Genomic DNA, 19636 nt, shown 5'->3' with positions numbered 1-19636 from the left:
CGCGGGGCCGGACGGCGAGTGCTGGATTACCCAGCCGGTCAGAGGGCTGCCACTGCCTCAGCAGCGGCCGAATTGGCGTGGGCGGCAGCGGCGACGGCCGCGGCGACGTCCTTGGTCACCTGAAGATCGAAGATGCTCGGGATGATGTAGCTGGCGTTGAGTTCATCATCCGCCACGCGGTTGGCGATGGCCTCGGCGGCCGCGACGAGCATGTCCGGCGTGATGTCGCTGGCCCCGGCGTCCAGAAGACCGCGGAACAGGCCCGGGAAGGCCAGCACGTTGTTGATCTGGTTCGGGAAGTCGCTGCGCCCGGTGGCGACGACGGCGGCGTGCTTGGACGCGACGACCGGGTCCACCTCGGGGGTCGGGTTGGCCATGGCGAAGACGATCGCGTCGTCGGCCATCGAGGCCACGTGCTCCTCGGCGAGGATGTTCGGAGCGGAGACGCCGATGAAGACGTCGGCGCCCACGAGCGCGTCGTGGAGGCTGCCGGAGAAGCCTTCCTCGTTGGTGTTGGTGGCGATCCACGTGCGGTGGTGGTCGTCGTAGCTCTCACCCTTGTGGATGGCGCCGGAGCGGCCGGCGGCGATGATGTGCTGCGCGCCCTGGGCCTTGAGGAGCTGGATGATGGCGGATCCTGCGGCGCCGACGCCCGAAACCACGATCTTGACGTCCTCGATCTTCTTGCCCACCACGCGCAGGGCGTTGACGAGGGCGGCGAGGGTGACGATCGCGGTGCCGTGCTGGTCGTCGTGGAAGACCGGGATGTCGAGCTCGTCGCGCAGGCGGGCTTCGATCTCGAAGCAGCGGGGAGCGGCGATGTCCTCGAGGTTCACGCCGCCGAAGACGGGCGCCAGGAGCTTGACGGTGCGGATGATCTCCTCGGTGTCCTGGGTGTCCAGGCAGACCGGCCAGGCGTCGACGTTGGCGAACTGCTTGAACAGGGCGGCCTTGCCTTCCATGACGGGCAGGGCGGCGGCCGGGCCGATGTTCCCGAGGCCCAGGACGGCGGAGCCGTCGGTCACCACGGCGACCGTGTTGCGCTTGACCGTCAGGTTGCGGGCGGCGGAGGGATCCTCGGCGATCGCCATGCAGACGCGGGCGACGCCGGGCGTGTAGGCGCGGGACAGGTCGTCACGGTTGCGGAGCGGGACCTTCGGGACCACCTCGAGCTTGCCGCCGAGGTGCATGAGGAAGGTGCGGTCCGAGACGTGGAGGACCTTGACGCCGTCGAGGGCGTTCAGGGCGGCTTCGACGCGCTTGGCGTGCTCGTCATCCGTGGTGTTGCAGGTGACGTCGACGACGATGGTGTTGTGGTGCGATTCCGCCACGTCCAGTGCCGTGACGGCTGCGCCGGCGTTGCCGACGGCGGCGGCCAGTTCGCTGGTCGCGGTGAAGCTCGAAGGGGCCTCGACCCGCAGGGTGATGGAATTTCCGGGGCTGGGATTCGCCATTGAATTCTCCTCCAGTGTTGGGCCCGCGGAGCGTCAGCCTCCCGCGAGATGTTTTCGTATTATGGATATTATTCTCTACAAAGTGGAAAGACAAGAGCAATTGCTCTTGCTTCTGGACCGTTTCTAACTGTTGGATGGTAGGCAGACGGTCCACGGCTCTTTCCACTATGCGGATAAGATTTACCGGACGGTACCGCACCATACGCAACGAAGCGGGAAGGAGTTGAGATGGCGGAGAAGACCTCAGGCGGAGTTCAGTCCGTGGAACGCGTCTTTGAACTGCTGGAACTCATCACTGATGCGGGCGGAGACGTGACGCTCAGTGAGCTGTCCTCCTCCACGGATCTGCCACTGCCCACGATCCACCGGCTCCTGCGGACCCTCGTGTCGCTCGGCTACATCCGGCAGCTGCCCAACCGGCGCTACGCCCTCGGCCCGCGGCTCATCCGGCTCGGCGAGGCGGCCTCGATGCAGCTCGGCGCCGTCGCGCGCCCGCAGCTCAAGTTCCTCGTGGACCGTCTCGGCGAGACCGCGAACATGGCGGTGCTGGACACGGACATGATCATCTACGTCGCCCAGGTGCCGTCGCCGCACGCCATGCGCATGTTCACGGAAGTGGGCCGTCGCGCGCATATGCACGCGACCGGTGTGGGCAAGGCGATCCTCGCCCAGCTCGACGACGAGACGGTGCGCGGGATCGTGCAGCGCGCCGGGATGCCGACGCCGACCGTCAAGAGCCTGGGCTCCATCGAGGCCCTGCTGGACGACCTCGCCCTGATCCGCGAACGCGGCTACTCGATCGACGAGGAGGAGCAGGAGCTCGGCGTGCGGTGCTTCGCCATGGCCGTGCCGAACGCGCCGACCCCGTGCGCGATCTCGGTCTCGGGCCCGATCACCCGCGTGGACCAGGCGTTCTCCGAGCGGGCCGTCCCGATGCTGACGGAGGCCGCCCAGGCCCTGTCCCGGGAGTTCAACCGGGTCTGACCCCTCCCGTTTCCCCCCTACGCGAACCGCCATTAGGTGCCCGTATTCCTGCCGGATAGGGGCACCTAATGGCGGTTCGCGTGTGGGCTGTGGATAACCTCTGCGAGAAATCGCCCGGGTCGACAGAATGAGGCATGCCTCGTCGCCCCACACCGTTGCCTGCGCAGCTCGCCCAGGGGTCCTTCTCCGTCCACCATGCCGATGCTCTCGGCGTATCCCGCAAGAGGACGCGGGCCGGGGACCTGGTGCGGGTGTCCCGAGGAATCCGCATCCCCGCTCACCCCGCCTCCGGGCCGATCGCTGCTCTGCGGGCGTATTGCGAGCTCGATCCCCGGGCGACGCTGGTGGATTTCAGTGCCGCTCGTGTCTGGGAGTTTCCCCTGCCATGGCGCGTGCTGGGTGACTGGCGCATCAGAATCGCCCATCCCCGAGGGGTCAACCGCCCGCGACGCGCCAATGTCGTCGGGCGTGAGCTGACCTTCGCGCCGGGAGAGATCGTCGGTCACGAAGGGCTCCGGCTCACTTCGCCGGCCCGGACGTTCCTGGACCTCGCGGAGTACCTGGATGTTGAGGAACTCGTGCCGATCGCGGACCGGCTCATCTGCGCGCACCCCGACGAGCATCCGTACCACCGCTCAGCATGGGTGCCCCTATCCGAACTCCGGGCCGTGGTGCGGAGGCATCCTGGCAAGCGAGGGGTCCGGACGGCCCGTCTCGCGCTGGATCTCGCCAGGGTCGGGGCCGATTCCCCTCCGGAGAGCCGGCTCCGCCTCGCCATCCTCGATGCCGGCCTCCCCGAGCCGGAACTGAACTCGCCCATCCGGGATTCCACGGGCCGACCGGTGGCGTGGCCGGATCTGAGTTATCCCGCGTGGCGGCTGTCCATCCAGTACGACGGGGCCGTTCACGACGCGGTCGACCAGTACGCCCGCGACATCGAAAGGCAGCGGAGGACGCAGGCCGCAGGGTGGACGGAGGTGCGGCTCAAGAAGGGCGACCTCGACGGCGAGCGGCCCCGCGCCGTCGTCGTGATCCGGAATGCGCTGTGGACGGCCGGTTGGCGCCGCTGACGCACGCGAACCGCCACTAGGTGCCCGAATCCGAGGCGGATAAGGGCACCTAGTGGCGGTTCGCGTGAAGGAGGGGGAGCGCTAGTGGGCCCCGCCGGATTCGACCTTGACTTCCTTGCCGTCGCAGTCGATCAGCTTGCCGTTCTCGAAGCGGTCGCCTTCCCGCAGGCCGCGGAGGTCCTGCGGGGTGAGGACGCGGTCCGTGCCGGCCACGAACACCGAGGAGTTCTTGGAGTTGCCGGTCTTGAAGTAGTTGAACAGGAGGTTCAGCAGGATCGCCATGAGGGCGGCGGAGCTGATGCCGGAGTGGAAGATCGTCACGAACCAGTCCGGGAAGGCGTGGTAGATGTCCGGCTTGACCACCGGCAGCAGACCGAAGCCCAGCGAGGACGCCACGATGATGAGGTTCATGTTGCCCTTGTAGTCCACCGTGGACAGGGTGCGGATGCCGGAGGCGGCCACCGTGCCGAAGAGGACGATGCCCGCACCGCCGAGGACCGGCATGGGCACGGCGCCCACCACGCGGCCCATGACCGGGAGCAGGCCGAGGACGATCAGGATGACACCGCCGGCGCTGACCACGAAGCGGCTCTTGATGCCCGTGATGGCCACCAGACCCACGTTCTGGGCGAAGGCGCTCTGGGTGAAGGAGCCGAACACCGGGGAGACGGCGCTGGAGATCATGTCGGCACGGAGGCCGTCGGCCACGCGCTTGCGGTCCACCTTGGTGCCGACGATCTCACCGACGGCGATGATGTCCGCGCTGGTCTCGGTCAGCGTCACCAGGATCACGATGAACATAGAGATGATGGCGGCCACGTTGAACGTCGGCAGGCCGAAGGCGAACGGGGTCGGGAACGCGAAGATCGGTCCGTTGCCCACATTGGAGAAGTTGGCCTGGCCCGTGAACACGGCGATGATCGTGCCGATCACCATGGCCAGCAGGATCGAGAGGCGGGAGATGGTGGCGCTGCCGACCTTGGAGAGGACCAGGACGATCACGAAGGTGAGGCCCGCGAGCCCGACGTTGGCCATGCTGCCGTAGTTGTCGGCCTTGGCGTTGCCGCCCATGACCCAGTTGGCGGCCACCGGCATCAGCGTGAGGCCGATGGTGGTGATCACGGTGCCGGTCACCACCGGCGGGAAGAAGCGCAGGATCTGCGAGAAGAGCGGCGCGATCACGAGACCGATGATCGAGGCCACGATCACCGAGCCGAACACGGCCGGGAGGCCGCCGCCCTGGGAGACGATCGCGCCCATGGTGGCGACGCCCGCGAAGGACACGCCTTGCACCAGCGGGAGCTGCGAACCGAAGAACTTGATGCCGAGGGTCTGGAGGAGGGTCGCCGCGCCGCCCATGAAGAGACAGCTGGCGATCAGGACGCCGATCTCGTCGGGCTTGAGGCCCGCGGCCTGGCCGATGACGAGCGGCGGCGCGATGATCCCGCCGTACATGGTGAGGACGTGCTGGAATCCGTACGCGAAGGTGCTGCCGAGGGAGAGGCGCTCATCCTCCGGCCGGGTGGTGGGTTTGACGGTTGTTGCACTCATTTCAGACTTCCTGTCTGCCTAATGATTGATGGGGTGCCGCGGCGTTGCGGCGATCGGCCGGCATCGGTGGGGGCACCGGGGGCCTGGGAAGGTGGTGTGGCGGGGTTCCGGCGCCATTGCCGGAAGCGGTCACAAGATCAAGGGAACGACGACGCCGGGTCGCCGGGTGGGTGCGCTCCGGGAGGGGGTGTCACCCGGGCTGCGCTCGCGGCCGCCTCGGTGCAGAGCAGGCACGAGGGGCGCTGGTGGCGCGCAGCCCGGGCGAGTCAGGGGATCAGCAGAAGCCGACGATGCCGTCCCAGGCGTTGCCCGGGTCGGAGATGGTCTCGCGCTCGAAGTTGGCCTCGATCAGGCCGTACGGGCGGTCCGCGGCGTAGAAGACCTCGCCGGGGTTGTCGAGACCGAACGGGGACAGGTCCACCACGAAGTGGTGCTTGTTCGGGGTGGAGAACCGCAGCTCGTCGATCTCCGGGTGTGCCGCGAAGACCTTCTGCGCCATCTGGAACAGGGTCTGCTGCAGCGCGTAGGAGTACTCCTCGGAGAAGCCTTCCAGGAGGAGGGCCTTCACGGACTCGTAGGTGGCGTTGTAGTCGATGCCACCCTCGGCGACGGCGTCGTTGCGGTAGCGCCAGCGGGCCGAGACGTCGGTGGCCAGGATGCGGTCCGTGGTCTCCTGCAGGGTGGTGTACTTGTCCTTCGGGTAGCCCACGAAGCCGGACTGGGTGGACTTGAGGACCGTGAGGTCGTTCAGACCCGAGATGACGTAGAGGTCGTCGCCGTCCTTGGTGACGACGGCGTTGCGCACTTCCTGGCCCTTGCGGACGAAGGAGTGGTTGTGCTCCTCACCGCCGGCGAGGATGCGCTCCCAGGCGAACTGCTCGGCCTCCCAGCGGCCGCCCGTGACCCACTCGAACTCACCGGTGAAGTGGTTGGCCAGGCGGATGAGGAATTCCTCGGGGGAGCCGATGCCGTCACGGGCGAAGGCGAAGACGGTGTTCTTCTGGGTGTCGGTGGGGACCACGTGGGCGTTGTCGCCGTCGATGTGCGCCGCGGTGAAGTCGCCGCGGAGCTGCGAGGTGACGTTGAGATCCTCGATCTCGTGGCGGTCCGTGTCGCGGGTGATCTTGACGACGCGGTTCTCCGCCTTGCCGTACTGATTCTTGCCGAGGACGATGTTGTTGCTCATGGTCTTGTCCCAACTTTCCTGATGGATGCTCAGTCCACCGTTGTCGTGTCGTGCGCCATGCGGCGCCTGTTGGCGGATCCCGGCACAAAAAAATGAGCCGACATCCGTGGATGCCAGCTCATTACGACCCTGCCTGCTGCTCTCAGGTATTCGTGATCTGCGTCACGAATTGAGAATCATCCTAGACCCGGGTTTCCGGTGTTGTAAATCACATTTTCCGACTGATTCAAAAGTGGCGATTGTGACAGTGGCGGTCGATGACGTCCCCGAGGGGGGTCTTGACGCCCCCAGGACTGCTCCGTAGACTTTTCGCAGAACAGAAAAGTTCTTCCGCAATACGGAAGTAAGCGGAACATCAGCTACGGATCGTCCGCTCGGTGCGGACCCTGGGCGAAAGGTAAGGAGTAGATCATGCAGGATCGCAGCAGCACCACCCGGATTCACGAACTCGCGGCGCAGGCCCGCACTCAGGAGTTCTACCTGCCGCTCGGCGGCACCGATCCCGACTTCTGCCTGCCGGCCTATCGCCGGGCCCGCGAAGCGGAGGCTGCCAAGGGCCGCGCCGCCAACCGCTGGGTCAGGGGTCTGCCCTTCTTCCGCAAGCCCGCCTCCGGTTCCTGAGGCGCCGGTTCCTGACGCTCAGCTCTTATGAGCGCGACTCCAGTGAGCGCGACGGTGGCCCGGCCGCCGTCGCGCTGAATGAAGAGTCTGAACTCCGCCCCCGAACCCAGAGAGCCCCCGGTCGATGACGCCCGGGGGTTCTTCTGTTGTCGCCGTCAGGCGGAGATGATCCGTCGCGCGGCCGCGCTGTGCCGACGGATGAGGTCCTCCAGATCCAGGCCCGGGATCTCGCCGTCCACCACGCGCCACTGTCCGCCGACCATGACGCGGTCGGCCCGGTCCGCGCCGCAGAGCAGCAGGGCCGCGAGCGGATCGTGGCTGCCGGAGAAACGGAGTCCGTCGAGGCGGAAGAACACGAGGTCGGCCTGCTTGCCCACCTCGAGGGAACCCAGATCGGCCTCCCGTCCGAGCACCCGCGCCGATCCAAGCGTCGCCCAGCCGAGTGCGCGCTCCACCGGGATGTCCGCGCCGTAGCGCAGCCGCTGCAGATAGAGGGCCTGCCGGGCCTCCTGGATCATGTTCGACGCGTCGTTGCTCGCCGAACCGTCCACGCCGAGGCCCACGGGGGCTCCGGCGTCCTCCAGCTCGACCACGCGGGCGATGCCGGAGGCGAGGCGCATGTTCGACGTCGGGCAGTGCGCGACGCCGGTGCCCGCGGCTCCCAGCCGGGCCACCTCGGCGTCGTCGAAGTGGATGCCGTGGCCGAGCCAGCTCTGCGGCCCCAGCCAGCCGACGCTTTCGAGGTAGTCCACGGTGCGCAGACCGAACATCTCCCGGCAGAAGTCCTCCTCGTCGAGGGTCTCGGCGAGGTGGGTGTGCAGCCGGACTCCGCGGCGTGCGGCGAGGTCGGCGCTCTCCGTCATGATCTCCCGCGTGACCGAGAACGGCGAGCAGGGGGCGAGCGCGATGTGGAGGTCGGCGTCGCGGGCGGTGGAGTGATAGGTGTCGATCAGCCGCTCGGCGTCCGCCAGGATCGCGTCGCCGTCCTGGACCACGCTCTGCGGCGGGAGCCCGCCGTCCTTCTCGCCGAGCGTCATGGAGCCGCGGGTGAGGGTGGCGCGCATGCCGAGGCCGCGGACTGCGCCGGCTTCGATGTCGATGGCGTCGTCGAGGCCGGCGGGGAAGACGTAGTGGTGGTCCGCCGCCGTCGTGCAGCCGGAGAGGAGCAGCTCCGCCAGAGCGGCGGTGACGGCGAGCTCCAGACTTTCCGGGGTGAGCCGCGCCCAGACCGGATAGAGGTTCTTCAGCCAGGGGAACAGTTTGGCGTTCGCGGCCGGCCCCCAGGCGCGCGTGAGCGTCTGGTAGAAGTGGTGGTGCGTGTTGATCAGGCCCGGCGTGACGACGTGGGCCGAGGCGTCGAACGTCTCATCGACCGGCGTCGCGGGGCTCTGGCCCGAAGCGAGGATCTCGGCGATCACGCCGTCCTCGATGACGATGCCGCCGCCGGCATCCTGCTCCGTGGCGGTGAAGGCGGCGAGGGGGTTCTTGATCCAGATCCGGCTCATGGCTGGCGTCCTTCCGTGCGGGGAATGTGTGCCAGCTCAGTTATGGCCTGTCTGCTGATCCAGGTGTCCTCAGAGTAGGGCCGGGCCGGTTCGCGGTCAATCATGACCGTCTCGCTGAGAGCGCGGGACCGCCAAACCGGCGGCGTCTTCCCAGCTCAGCCACGGTGTTCCGCAAGGCGGAAATCAAATTTCAAAAAAGTGTGGCGCAGCTCACAGGTCCTCTGCTAGATTCGTTCCTGCCAAAGGCGGGCACCCCGAACACGGGACGCTATCTACCAGGCGTTACAACATATCCTTCACAGCACAACGTTGGATCCTGGTCGACGAAGCCCGCGCAGCTCTCAGTGGCTTTCGCGTGGCCGGATCCAGCCTTCGCAAGGGAGTCTCTGAGATGAGCACCACCGCCACCAAGGAATTGGCCGCCGCAGTCCAGCTGGCCACAGACAACGTCCTCAACAACGGAGGCCCGTTCGGCGCCCTGATCGTCACCTCCGACGGTCACCGCTTCGACGGCGTCAACCGCGTCACCGCCACCAACGATCCCACGGCCCACGCCGAGGTCACCGCCATCCGCACCGCCTGTGCGGCGCTCGGCACCTTCGACCTCAGCGGCGCCACCCTCTACACGAGCTGCGAGCCGTGCCCCATGTGCCTCGCCTCCGCCCTCTGGGCCCGCGTCTCCCGCGTGGTCTTCGCGGCGGACCGCCATGACGCGGCCTCCGCGGGCTTCGACGACGCCGTCTTCTACGACTACTTCGACAAGCCGGAGACCCGGGGCATCATGCCCGTGGTCCGGGCCGAGCTGGACCCCGAAGGCCCCCAGCGCATGGACCCCTTCACCACCTGGAACACGCTCGACTCCCGGATCGATTACTGAGGGAGGCGTCCCCGATGTCCATCACCTCAACCCAGTCCGGTACTCAAGGCGGGAATTCAGGGAACACCAGCGCACGGGGCAGGAAAGCCGGACCCTTCGGCGGGCCCGCCCAGACCGGCGGAGCCCCGGGCGGCACGAGCCCCCTGGACCGCTTCTTCGAAATCACCCGGCGCGGCTCCACGGTGGCCCGTGAGATCCGCGGCGGCGTGGTCACCTTCTTCACCATGGCCTACATCGTGGTGCTCAACCCGCTCATCCTGGGCGGCTTCTCGGCGGACCGCGCCCCGCGGGACGTCGCCGGCGGGTGGCTTCCCGCCCTCCAGGTCGGGGCCGTCACCGGCCTGACCGCCGGCGTCATGACCATCATCTTCGGTCTCGTGGCCCGGCTGCCGTTCGGCCTCGCCGCGGGTCTCGGCATCAACTCGTTCCTCGCCGTCTCGGTCATCCACGAGGTCACCTGGCCCGAAGCCATGGGTCTCGTGGTCATCAACGGCATCCTGATCGTCCTCTTCGGCATCACCGGCGCCCGGACGGCCATCTTCAAGGCCGTGCCCAAGGAACTGAAGGCGGCCATCACGGTCGGCATCGGTCTGTTCATCGCCTTCATCGGCTTCGTGGACTCCGGCTTCGTGACCCGCACTCCGGGCGGACCGCCGGTCCAGCTCGGCACCGATGGGTCCATCGCCACCATCCCCACGCTCGTGTTCATCATCGGGCTGCTCCTCATGAGCGTCCTCGTGGCGCGCAAGGTGCAGGGCGGTCTCCTGATCGGGATCGTCGTGGCGACCATCCTGGCGGTCGTGGCGGAGCAGGTCTTCCACATCGGCGCCGCCGGTCCCGACAACCCCGGTGGCTGGCACTTGAACACCCCGGTCATCTCGGGACAGCTGGTCTCCGTGCCGGACCTCTCCCTGGTCGGTCAGGTCGACTTCTTCGGAGCGTTCGGCCGCATCGGGGGCCTGGCCGCGACCATGCTCATCTTCACCCTGGTCTTCACCAACTTCTTCGACGCCATGGGGGCCATGACCGGCCTGGCGAAGAGCGCGGGGCTGTCCTACAAGGACGGCACGTTCCCGCGGCTGAAGAGCGCCTTCATCGTGGAAGGCTTCGGCGCGGTGGCGGGTGGCCTCAACAGTGGCTCCTCGAACACCGTCTACATCGACTCGGCCGCCGGCATCGGCGAAGGCGCCCGCACCGGCCTCGCGTCGATCGTCACGGGCTTGCTGTTCATCGGCTCGATGTTCCTGACCCCGCTGACGTCCGTGGTCCCGCTCGAAGTGGCGGCCGGGGCACTCGTGGTGGTGGGCGCGCTCATGATGTCCCAGATCCGCGAGATCCGGATGGACAAGTTCTCCGTGGCCCTGCCCGCGTTCCTGACCATCGTGACCATGCCGCTCACCTACTCGATCGCGAACGGCATCGGCGCGGGCTTCATCTCCTGGACCGTGGTCGCCACAGCCTCCGGGAAGGCGCGCAAGGTCCACTGGCTCATGTGGGTGGTGACCGCGGGATTCCTGGTCTACTTCGCCCGCGGCCCGATCAACACGCTGATGGGCGTCTGACGGGATCCGCCCCGCAGGGGGCATCCTGACAGGAACATCCGGCGCACCGGCGTCGGACGCCCCGCACGTGAGAAGGAATCTCGAGGAAAGGAGGAGCGCGGTGCTGGAACTCGGACGGCATTTCGACGGCTGGGCCCCCGCCCGCGACGGCGAGGACCTGGTGGTGGCCACCATCGTGGCCACGAGCGGTTCCACACCGCGCCCTGCGGGGACGTCCATGCTCGTCGCCGCGGGAGGGGGCATCCTCGGCAGTCTCTCCGGAGGCTGCGTCGAGGGCGCCGTGGTCGCCGCGGCGCAGGAGGTCCTGTCCGGCGGCGGGACCCGTCGTGAACGCTTCGGCTACAGCGCCGAGGACGCGTTCGCGGTGGGGCTCACCTGCGGTGGCGAACTGGAGATCCATCTGAGCCGGCTCAGCGAGCCCGAGCGGATGGCTCTCGCCTCCGCGCCGGTGGCCCTGCTGCGCCGCCTCGACGACGACGGCGCGCCCGCAGTGCCGCTGGCCGCGCCGTCGTCGGGGGCCGGCATCGCCCGGGAGGCCTGGGTGGGCCTGCTCGGTCTGGAGGGCGCACCCGAGCCGATCCAGGAGGAACTCCTGGCCCGGGCACGCACCCAGGTGGAGCCGCTGCTCCGGCAGGGCCGCTCCGGGCTCGTCCGGGTGGCGCCGCCCGAAGGCTGCCACGACGGTGAGGCCGGCACGCGCCCGCTGGAGCTGTTCGTGGAAAGCCGGCTCCCCGCGCCGCGGGCCGTCGTGGTCGGGGCGAACGACTTCTCCGAGGCTCTTCTCCCCGTTCTGAAACTCCTGGGCTTCCACGTCACCCTGTGCGACGCCCGGGCCGGGTTCGCGGCTCAGACGCGGTTCGCCCCGGCCGACGCCGTGGAGCGCACCTGGCCGCACCGTTACCTGGAACGCCAGGCCGGGGAGGGGCTGCTGGACGAACGCAGTGTGCTGTTCGTCCTCTCCCACGATCCCAAGTTCGACGTCCCCCTGCTGCTCACCGCGCTGCGCCTCGACCTGGCCTATGTCGGGGCCCTCGGGTCGCGGCGCAGCGACCGGCAGCGCCGCGCGTCCCTCGTGGAGCAGGGGCTGGAACCGGGTCTCCTGGACCGGCTGCATTCACCCATCGGACTGGACCTCGGCGCCGTCACCCCGGCGGAGGTCGCGGTGTCGATCGCCGCGGAGCTGGTGGGAGTCCTGCACGGCGCGCCCGGGACCGCAGGTTCTCTCTCGCGGGGGAGCGGACCCCTGCATCACTGACCACATCACAGACCAGCTCACCAGGCCGTGCCCTCACGGCCGGCACATCGGAAAGACCCTGCCGCCGGCGGCGGGACGGCGCGACGAAGCACCGTCCCGAGGCCGGGGCATCGCAGTAAGGAGGACGACATGGACATGAACACCATCGAGCAGGTGGTGCCCACAGCCGACCCGGCGCAGTGGCGTGACGGGGATGCGTGGCTGGCCGGCGGGACGGTCCTGTACTCCTACGGGAGCAGCACCCTGAAGAGGCTGTTGAGTCTGCACGACGCCGGCTGGGAGCCGGTGACCGTGCACGAGGACGGGCTCGAACTCGCCGCCACGTGCACGGTGGCCCGCGTGTACGCGCTGCCCGGCGAACTGGCCGGCCGTGCCGACTGGCCGGGCCTCACGCTGTTCCGTCCCGCCTGCGATTCCTTCGTGGCGTCCTTCAAGATCTGGAACATGTCCACCCTGGGCGGCAACCTCTGCACCTCGCTGCCCGCCGGTCCCATGATCTCCCTGACCGCGGGGCTCGACGGCGTCGCGCTGATCCTCTCCCCGGACGGGACGTCGCGGCGGGTGCCGGTCGCCGACTTCGTGACCGGCGACGCGCGGAACGTCCTGGCCCCCGGGGAACTGCTGCGGAGCGTCTTCCTGCCCGCGAAGGCCCTGCGCGCCCGGGTGGCGTTCCGGCGCCTCTCGCTCAGCAAGCTCGGCCGGTCCGGCGTGCTGCTGATCGGGCGCCTGGACGAGGATGGGACCTTCGTCCTGACGATCACGGCGTCCACGAAGCGGCCCGTTCAGCTGCGGTACTCGGACGAACGGGGGATCCCCGCGTTCCCGGACGCGGCCACGCTCACCCGTGACCTCAAGGCGGCAATCCCGGAGAGCCGCTGGCATGACGACATCCACGGACTCCCCGAATGGCGACGGGACATGACCCACCGGCTGGCCCGCGAGATCCTGGCCGAGCTGGGCGGTGCAGCGACCGGGGACGGTGGGAACGGCGTCGTCGTGTCCGGTGACTTCTGGCCCCCTGCGCCCCTCGCCGAAACAGTGGATTTCCCATCAGACAGTGATCTAAACACACTGTCTCAGCGGAAACCCACTGTTTCAGCGGAGGGGCGGGTCGCGGAAGGGGCGGGCGCCGTCGTCATCAACGGCGCCCCCGCCACGGCCGAGCCGCGCGCGGGGCAGTGCCTCCGGACCTTCCTGCGCGAACAGGGCAACACCGGCGTGAAGAAGGGCTGCGACGGCGGCGACTGCGGCGCCTGCACCGTGCACGTCGACGGCAAGCCCGTGCATTCGTGCCTCTACCCGGCCGCGCTCGCCGGAGGCCACGAGGTGACGACCATCGAGGGCCTCGCCGCCACCTGCTCGCATGGTCACGGCGACCACGACGCCGCCCCGGGTGAAGCCGGCGCCCTCCACCCGATGCAGCGCCAGTTCCTGGAGACGCAGGGCTTCCAGTGCGGCTTCTGCACGGCGGGCATGATCATGACCAGCGCCACCTTCTCCGAGGAGCAGAAGCAGGACCTGCCCCGGAATCTGAAGGGCAACCTCTGCCGCTGCACCGGCTACCGGGCCATCGAGGACGCGATCCGGGGCGACGCCGACGGCGAGAACCGCGGTCACAGCGGCGGCATGGGGGACAACGTCCCCGCCCCGGCCGGGCCGGGAGTCGTCACAGGCCAGGTCAAGTACACCCTGGACACGGATCCCGCGGACTTCCCGGGACTGCTGCACATGAAGCTCCTGCGCTCGCCGCACGCCCATGCCCGGATCGTCTCGATCGACGCGTCGGCCGCCCTGGCCGTGCCCGGCGTCGTGCGGGTCTTCACGCACGAGGACGTCCCGGACCTCCTCTACTCCACCGCGCAGCACGAACTGGTGGAGGACGACCCGGATGACATGCGCATGCTGGACACCGTGGTGCGGTTCGTCGGGCAGCGCGTGGCCGCCGTCGTCGCCGATTCCGTCCAGGCCGCCGAAGCGGGTGTCCGGGCTCTCGAGGTCGAGTACGAGGTGCTGCCCGCCGTGTTCACGCCGGAGGAGGCGATCCTCCCCGGGGCGCCGACGGTGCATGGGGAGAAGGACGGCGCCGTCGCCCGGATCTCCCGGCCGCAGGACAACGTCCTGGCCGAGCTCCACTCCGAGCTGGGGGACGTGGACGCCGCGTTCGCTACGGCGGACGTCGTCCACGAGCAGGAGTACCGCACCCATCGTGTCCAGCACGTGGCGCTGGAGACCCACTGCTCCATCGCCTGGGTGGAGGACGGCGTGCTCACGGTGCGCTCCTCCACGCAGGTGCCGTTCCTGGCGCAGCGCACCCTGGCCCGGATCTTCGACCGGCCGCGGGACAGCGTCCGGGTCCTGACAGGCCGTGTCGGCGGCGGTTTCGGCGGGAAGCAGGAGGTCATCACGGAGGACCTCGCCGCACTGGCCACCCTGGAACTCGGGGTGCCCGTGCAGCTCGAATTCACGCGGTCCGAGCAGTTCACGGCCACCACCACACGCCACCCGTTCCACATCCGGCTCAAGGCCGCGGCCCGCCGGGACGGCACGCTGACGGCGCTCCAGCTCAAGGTCCTGACGAACACCGGGGCGTACGGCAACCACGGCCCGGGCGTCATGTTCCACGGCTGCGGCGAGTCGGTGGCGGTCTACAACTGCGCCAACAAGCGGCTCGACGCGCAGGCCGTCTACACCCACACCCTGCCCTCCGGCGCCTTCCGCGGCTACGGTCTCAGCCAGATGATCTTCGCGGTCGAGTCCGCCATGGACGAGCTGGCGCACGGGATCGGCATGGACCCCTGGGAGTTCCGCCGGAAGAACATGGTCCGGAAGGGCGACCCCATGCTCTCCTCGCACAGCGAACCCGAGGAGGACGTGCTCTACGGCAGCTACGGTCTGGACCAGTGCGTGCAGCTCGCCGAGGACGCGCTGCGCCGCGGCGCCGAACGGGAAGCGTCGTTCGGCGCGGAACTCGGCGAAGAATGGCTCGTGGGGGAGGGGAGCGCGCTGTCCATGATCGACACGGTCCCGCCGCGCGGGCACTTCTCGCACAGCCGGGTCTCCCTCGGGGCCGGCGGCCGGTACTTCGTGGAGTTCGGGACGGCCGAATTCGGCAACGGCACCACCACCGTGCACACCCAGCTCGCGGCCGAAGCGCTCGGCACCAGCACCGACGCGGTCGACTACCGCCAGGCGGACACGGCGAACACCCGGCATGACACCGGGGCCTTCGGGTCCACGGGGACCGTGGTGGCGGGCAAGGCGACGCTCGCGGCGGCCACGGAGCTCGCTGGGCGGCTCCGCACGCTGGGCGCCGACCTGCTGGGCGTCCCGGTGGAGGACTGCGTCCTGGGGCCCGACGGCGTCGCCCACCCCGGCGGGACGGTGAGCCTCGAGCGGCTGCACGCCGCCGCCGTCGAGCGCGGGCTGTCCCTGGTGGCCGACGGCGAATGGGGCGGCACGCCACGTTCCGTCGCCTTCAATGTGCACGGCTTCCGGGTGGCGGTCAGCCGCGTGACGGGCGAGATCCGCATCCTCCAGAGCGTTCAGGCCGCCGACGCCGGCAAGGTCGTCAATCCGCGCCAGTGCCGGGGTCAGGTGGAGGGCGGGATCGCGCAGGCACTGGGTGCGGCGCTGTACGAGGCGGTGCGGATCGACGACTCCGGTCGCGTCTACACCGACATCCTGCGGCAGTACCACATCCCGACCTTCGCGGACACCCCACGGAGCGAGGTGTACTTCGCCGAGACCGAGGATTCCACGGGCCCGCTGGGCGCCAAGTCCATGAGCGAGAGCCCGTTCAACCCGGTGGCTCCGGCCCTGGCCAACGCGATCCGGCAGGCGACGGGAGTCCGGTTCAGCACGCTCCCGCTGACCCAGGACGCCGTGTACCTGGGGCTCAAGGAGGCGGGTCTGACGCTGGTGTAAGTCTGACGCTGGTGTAGACGGCGCCGTGTGAGTGGCGCGTGTGGGCCCGGGACCTCAGGTCCCGGGCCCACTGTGCTTTCACGGCTCGGCGCTTTCACGGCTCGGCTGTCAGGTCCCGGCGGTCAGCGTTCCAGCAACGGCAGGTCCGCCGGGGTGTCCACGTCCCGTCCGTCGCCCCAGGCCTGGCAGTCGACCAGGTCCACCAGCTCCGGATGCGCCCTGAGGAAGTCTCGCGCCCCGGCGTTGCCGTGGGCTGAGTCCGCGACGGCGGTCAGCAGCGAAGCGTCGAACAGCACGGGGTGCCCTCGTTTCAGGGCGCCCGACGCATCGGGGTACGCCGCGGCGGTCACCCGTCCCGGCCGGTGTGTGGCCAGCAGCGCGGCGACGGTTTCCGCGGTGAGCGCGGGCTGGTCCACCAGGGCGACGAGCGCGTGATGGCCTGGCGGCACGGCCGCGAGCCCGGTCTTCAGCGAGCCACCCATGCCGCGGGACCAGTCCTCGTTGACCACGACGGCGCAGTCCGTCAGCGCGGCCTCCTCGCGCACCCGCCCGGCCTCCGCTCCCAGCACCACGACGACGCCCTGGCAGCCGCCGTCGCGCAGCACGGCCGCGAGGTGATCCACCAGGGGAGTGCCGTGGCGGCGCAGCAGCGCCTTGGGCCCGAGGCCCAGACGGGTCCCGGCGCCCGCGGCGAGGAGTACGGCCGTGGCCGCTGTGCTCGGGGTCATGCTGACACCCTAAGTCCTTCCCGCGAGACGCCGAAAGGTGCCCGTATTCCTTGTGGATACGGGCACCTTCTGGCGTCTCGGCGCGTCGGTCGCGTCAGGAGGATCAGGCGTCGCCGCCCGCGCCTCCCGTGGTTCCGGCGGTCACGTCGAGGAGGCTGTACTTCTCGATCGCCTGGGCCGGGGCCTGCGGGTCGACCTTGCCCTGGCGGGCGAGCATCTGCAGGGTCTTGACCACCACGGAGTGGGTGTCGTTCTTGAAGAAGCGGCGCGCGGCCTGGCGGGTGTCGGAGAAGCCGAAGCCGTCCGCGCCGAGCACGCCGTACTCGTTCGGGATGAACTGGCGGATCTGGTCCGGCACGGCCTTCATGTAGTCGGACACGGCGACCACGGGACCCTCTGCGCCCTCGAGCTGCCGGGTCACGAACGGCACCCGCTGCTCCTCGCCCGGGTTCAGGAAACCGTGCTCCTCCGCGGCCAGGCCGTCGCGGCGCAGTTCGTTCCAGCTCGTGACGCTCCAGACGTCGGCCGCCACGCCCCAGTGCTCGGCGAGGATCCGCTGGGCGTCCAGGGCCCACGGGACGGAGACGCCCGAGGCGAGGATCTGGGCGCGCGGCTTGCCGTCCGCGTCCTCCGCGGTGGAGAGCTTGTAGATGCCCTTGAGGACGCCCTCGACGTCGAGGTTCTCCGGCTCGGCCGGCTGGGTGATGGGCTCGTTGTACACCGTGAGGTAGTACATGAGATTGCGGTCCTCGGAGTCCGGGCCGTACATGCGCTCCAGGCCGTCGTGGAAGATGTGCGCGATCTCGTAGCCGTACGCCGGGTCATACGTCACGACGGCGGGGTTCGTGCTCGCGAGCAGCGGCGAGTGGCCGTCGGCGTGCTGGAGCCCCTCGCCGGTGAGCGTGGTGCGGCCGGCGGTGGCGCCGATGATGAAGCCGCGCGTCATCTGGTCCGCTGCGGCCCAGAAGGAGTCGCCGGTGCGCTGGAAACCGAACATCGAGTAGAAGACGTAGATCGGCACCAGGGGCTGGCCGTGCGTGGCATAGGCGGTCCCTGCGGCGGTGAACGCGGCGACTGCGCCGGCCTCGTTGATCCCGGGGTGGATCAGCTGGCCGAGCGGGGACTCCTTGTAGGCGAGCACCAGTTCGCGGTCCACGGACAGGTAGTTCTGGCCCTTGGGGTTGTAGATCTTGGCCGTCGGGAAGAAGGCGTCCATGCCAAAGGTGCGGGACTCGTCCGGGACCACAGGGACCAAGCGCTTGCCGAAGTCCTTGTCCCGGAGGAGATCCTTGAGCATGCGGACAAAGGCCATGGTGGTGGCGGCCTTCTGCTTGCCGGATCCATTCTTGGCGACCTCGTAGGACTTCGCGTCCGGGAGCGTCACCGGCACGTGGTCCGGACGGCGTTCGGGGACGGAACCGCCCAGAGCCGCGCGGCGCTCCATCATGTACTGGATCTCGGGGGCGTCGGTGCCCGGGTGGTAGTACGGCGGGCGGTACAGGTCCTTCTCGAGGACCTCGTCGCTGATCGGGATGCGGAGCAGATCGCGGAAGGCCTTGAGGTCCTCCATCGTCAGCTTCTTCATCTGGTGGGTGGCGTTGCGGGCCTCGAAGTGCGCGCCCAGGCCGTAGCCCTTGACGGTCTTCGCGAGGATGACGGTCGGCTTGCCCTTGAACTCGGTGGCAGCCTTGTAGGCCGCGTAGACCTTGCGGTAGTCGTGGCCGCCGCGCTTGAGGTTCCAGATCTGGTCGTCGGTGAGATCGGAGACCAGTTCCTTCGTCTGCGCGCTGCGCCCGAAGAAGTGCTCGCGGATGAAGGCGCCGTTCTCCGCCTTGAACGTCTGGTAGTCACCGTCGACGGTGTCATTCATGATGTTCACCAGCGAACCGTCCCGGTCCTTCGCCAGCAGGTCGTCCCACTCGCGGCCCCAGACGACCTTGATGACGTTCCAGCCCGCGCCGCGGAAGAACGCCTCAAGTTCCTGCATGATCTTGCCATTGCCGCGCACCGGGCCGTCGAGGCGCTGGAGGTTGCAGTTGATGACGAAGTTGAGGTTGTCGAGCCCCTCGTTGGCCGCGAGCTGGAGGAGCCCGCGGCTCTCCGGCTCGTCCATCTCACCGTCGCCCAGGAAGGCCCAGACCTGCTGGTCGCTCGTGTCCTTGAGGCCGCGGTCCTGGAGATAGCGGTTCGCCTGCGCCTGGTAGATGGCGTTCATGGGGCCGATGCCCATGGAGACCGTGGGGAACTCCCAGAAGTGGGGCATCAGGCGGGGGTGCGGATACGAGGAGAGCGCGTGGCCCTCCTTGGACTTCTCCTGCCGGAATCCGTCCAGATCCTCCTCCGAGAGGCGGCCTTCCATGAACGCCCGGGCGTACATGCCGGGGGAGGCATGTCCCTGGAAGAACACCTGATCGCCGCCGCCCGGGTGGTCCTTGCCGCGGAAGAAGTGGTTGAAGCCGACCTCGTACAGGGTCGCCGCGCCGGCGTAGGTGGAGATGTGGCCGCCGACGCCGATGTCGGCCCGCTGCGCGCGGTGCACCATGATTGCGGCGTTCCACCGCATGGCGCGGCGGTAGGCGCGCTCGTACTCCTCGTTACCCGGGTACTCGGGTTCCTGGTCGGCCGGGATGGTGTTCACGTAGTCGGTGGTCGTGACCATGGGGACGCCCACGGACTGGGCCCCGGCCCGCTGCAGCAGGGAGCGCATGACGAACTGAGCGCGCTCCGTGCCCTGCTCACGCACCAGGGCGTCGAACGATTCAACCCATTCGCCGGTCTCCTCGGGATCCGAGTCCGGCAGGTTGTTCGTGAGCGTACTCAGGATGGAGGGCGTGATTTCTTCAGCAGCCACAGGGGACCTCTCTTCATCGAATGGTTGGGCTGGCGTCGCGATGGCAACGTCTTTCCGACATGCGAAAA

13 protein-coding genes and 1 pseudogene are annotated in these 19636 nt (G+C 68.8%); 8 read left to right on the top strand and 6 right to left on the bottom strand.

The window, feature by feature from the left end; genetic code table 11:
* Window positions 1–38: 38 nt before the first annotated feature.
* Complete coding sequence (locus tag P9849_RS14215) at window positions 39–1454, bottom strand: NAD-dependent malic enzyme (protein WP_066216008.1); 1416 nt, start codon at window positions 1452–1454, stop codon at window positions 39–41.
* A gap of 228 nt (window positions 1455–1682) precedes the next feature.
* On the opposite strand from P9849_RS14215, the gene P9849_RS14210 reads away from it, so the two are divergent.
* Both P9849_RS14210 and P9849_RS14205 read left to right on the top strand, forming a co-directional pair.
* On the top strand, window positions 1683–2438 hold the full coding sequence (locus P9849_RS14210; protein ID WP_278267374.1) for an IclR family transcriptional regulator: 756 nt from the start codon (window positions 1683–1685) through the stop codon (window positions 2436–2438).
* Between the two features lie 134 nt (window positions 2439–2572).
* Window positions 2573–3508: a hypothetical protein gene (locus tag P9849_RS14205; RefSeq protein ID WP_278267373.1), complete on the top strand. Its 936-nt coding sequence runs from the start codon at window positions 2573–2575 to the stop codon at window positions 3506–3508.
* Window positions 3509–3589: 81 nt separating this feature from the next.
* On the opposite strand, the gene P9849_RS14200 is transcribed toward P9849_RS14205, so the two are convergent.
* Together P9849_RS14200 and pucL are read right to left on the bottom strand one after the other, a co-directional pair.
* Window positions 3590–5059 carry a nucleobase:cation symporter-2 family protein gene (locus P9849_RS14200; RefSeq protein WP_278267372.1) on the bottom strand — a complete coding sequence of 490 codons (1470 nt, stop codon included), beginning with the start codon at window positions 5057–5059 and terminating at the stop codon, window positions 3590–3592.
* 274 nt (window positions 5060–5333) lie between these two features.
* Complete coding sequence (gene pucL / locus P9849_RS14195; RefSeq protein ID WP_144628066.1) at window positions 5334–6245, bottom strand: factor-independent urate hydroxylase; 912 nt, start codon at window positions 6243–6245, stop codon at window positions 5334–5336.
* A gap of 411 nt (window positions 6246–6656) precedes the next feature.
* On the opposite strand from pucL, the gene P9849_RS14190 reads away from it, so the two are divergent.
* Window positions 6657–6866 carry a hypothetical protein gene (locus P9849_RS14190; protein WP_278267371.1) on the top strand — a complete coding sequence of 70 codons (210 nt, stop codon included), beginning with the start codon at window positions 6657–6659 and terminating at the stop codon, window positions 6864–6866.
* A 155-nt stretch (window positions 6867–7021) separates the two neighbouring features.
* Here the strand turns inward: P9849_RS14190 and P9849_RS14185 are convergent, their stop codons facing one another.
* On the bottom strand, window positions 7022–8371 hold the full coding sequence (locus P9849_RS14185; protein WP_278267370.1) for an 8-oxoguanine deaminase: 1350 nt from the start codon (window positions 8369–8371) through the stop codon (window positions 7022–7024).
* A 391-nt stretch (window positions 8372–8762) separates the two neighbouring features.
* Here P9849_RS14185 and P9849_RS14180 point away from each other — a divergent pair, with 391 nt between their 5' ends.
* The 5 genes and pseudogenes from P9849_RS14180 to P9849_RS14160 all read left to right on the top strand — a co-directional run bounded on the left by P9849_RS14180 (window position 8763) and on the right by P9849_RS14160 (window position 15989).
* Window positions 8763–9248, top strand: a complete 486-nt coding sequence (locus P9849_RS14180; RefSeq protein ID WP_278267369.1) for a nucleoside deaminase — start codon at window positions 8763–8765, stop codon at window positions 9246–9248.
* 14 nt (window positions 9249–9262) lie between these two features.
* On the top strand, window positions 9263–10810 hold the full coding sequence (locus P9849_RS14175; protein ID WP_278267368.1) for an NCS2 family permease: 1548 nt from the start codon (window positions 9263–9265) through the stop codon (window positions 10808–10810).
* Window positions 10811–10910: 100 nt separating this feature from the next.
* Entirely contained in the window at window positions 10911–12065 is a 1155-nt protein-coding gene (locus P9849_RS14170) for an XdhC/CoxI family protein (protein WP_278267367.1), read from the top strand.
* Window positions 12066–12194: 129 nt separating this feature from the next.
* Window positions 12195–13022: pseudogene (locus P9849_RS14165) on the top strand (FAD binding domain-containing protein); the annotation flags it as partial.
* Window positions 13023–13202: 180 nt separating this feature from the next.
* Entirely contained in the window at window positions 13203–15989 is a 2787-nt protein-coding gene (locus tag P9849_RS14160) for a molybdopterin cofactor-binding domain-containing protein (protein WP_278269170.1), read from the top strand.
* Between the two features lie 122 nt (window positions 15990–16111).
* Here P9849_RS14160 and nboR read toward each other — a convergent pair whose 3' ends face one another.
* Window positions 16112–16717 carry a nicotine blue oxidoreductase gene (gene nboR / locus P9849_RS14155; protein ID WP_278267366.1) on the bottom strand — a complete coding sequence of 202 codons (606 nt, stop codon included), beginning with the start codon at window positions 16715–16717 and terminating at the stop codon, window positions 16112–16114.
* Window positions 16718–16820: 103 nt separating this feature from the next.
* The gene (aceE, locus tag P9849_RS14150) at window positions 16821–19568 is read right to left on the bottom strand and encodes a pyruvate dehydrogenase (acetyl-transferring), homodimeric type (protein ID WP_278267365.1); all 2748 of its coding nucleotides are present in this window, start codon (window positions 19566–19568) and stop codon (window positions 16821–16823) included.
* Window positions 19569–19636 lie beyond the last annotated feature (68 nt).

The sequence above is a fragment of the Arthrobacter sp. Y-9 genome, from assembly GCF_029690065.1.
In the GTDB taxonomy this organism is placed as follows: Bacteria; Actinomycetota; Actinomycetes; order Actinomycetales; family Micrococcaceae; genus Arthrobacter_E.
Note: the sequence above shows the minus strand (reverse complement) of the source record. Positions and strands in the feature narration are given on the sequence as shown.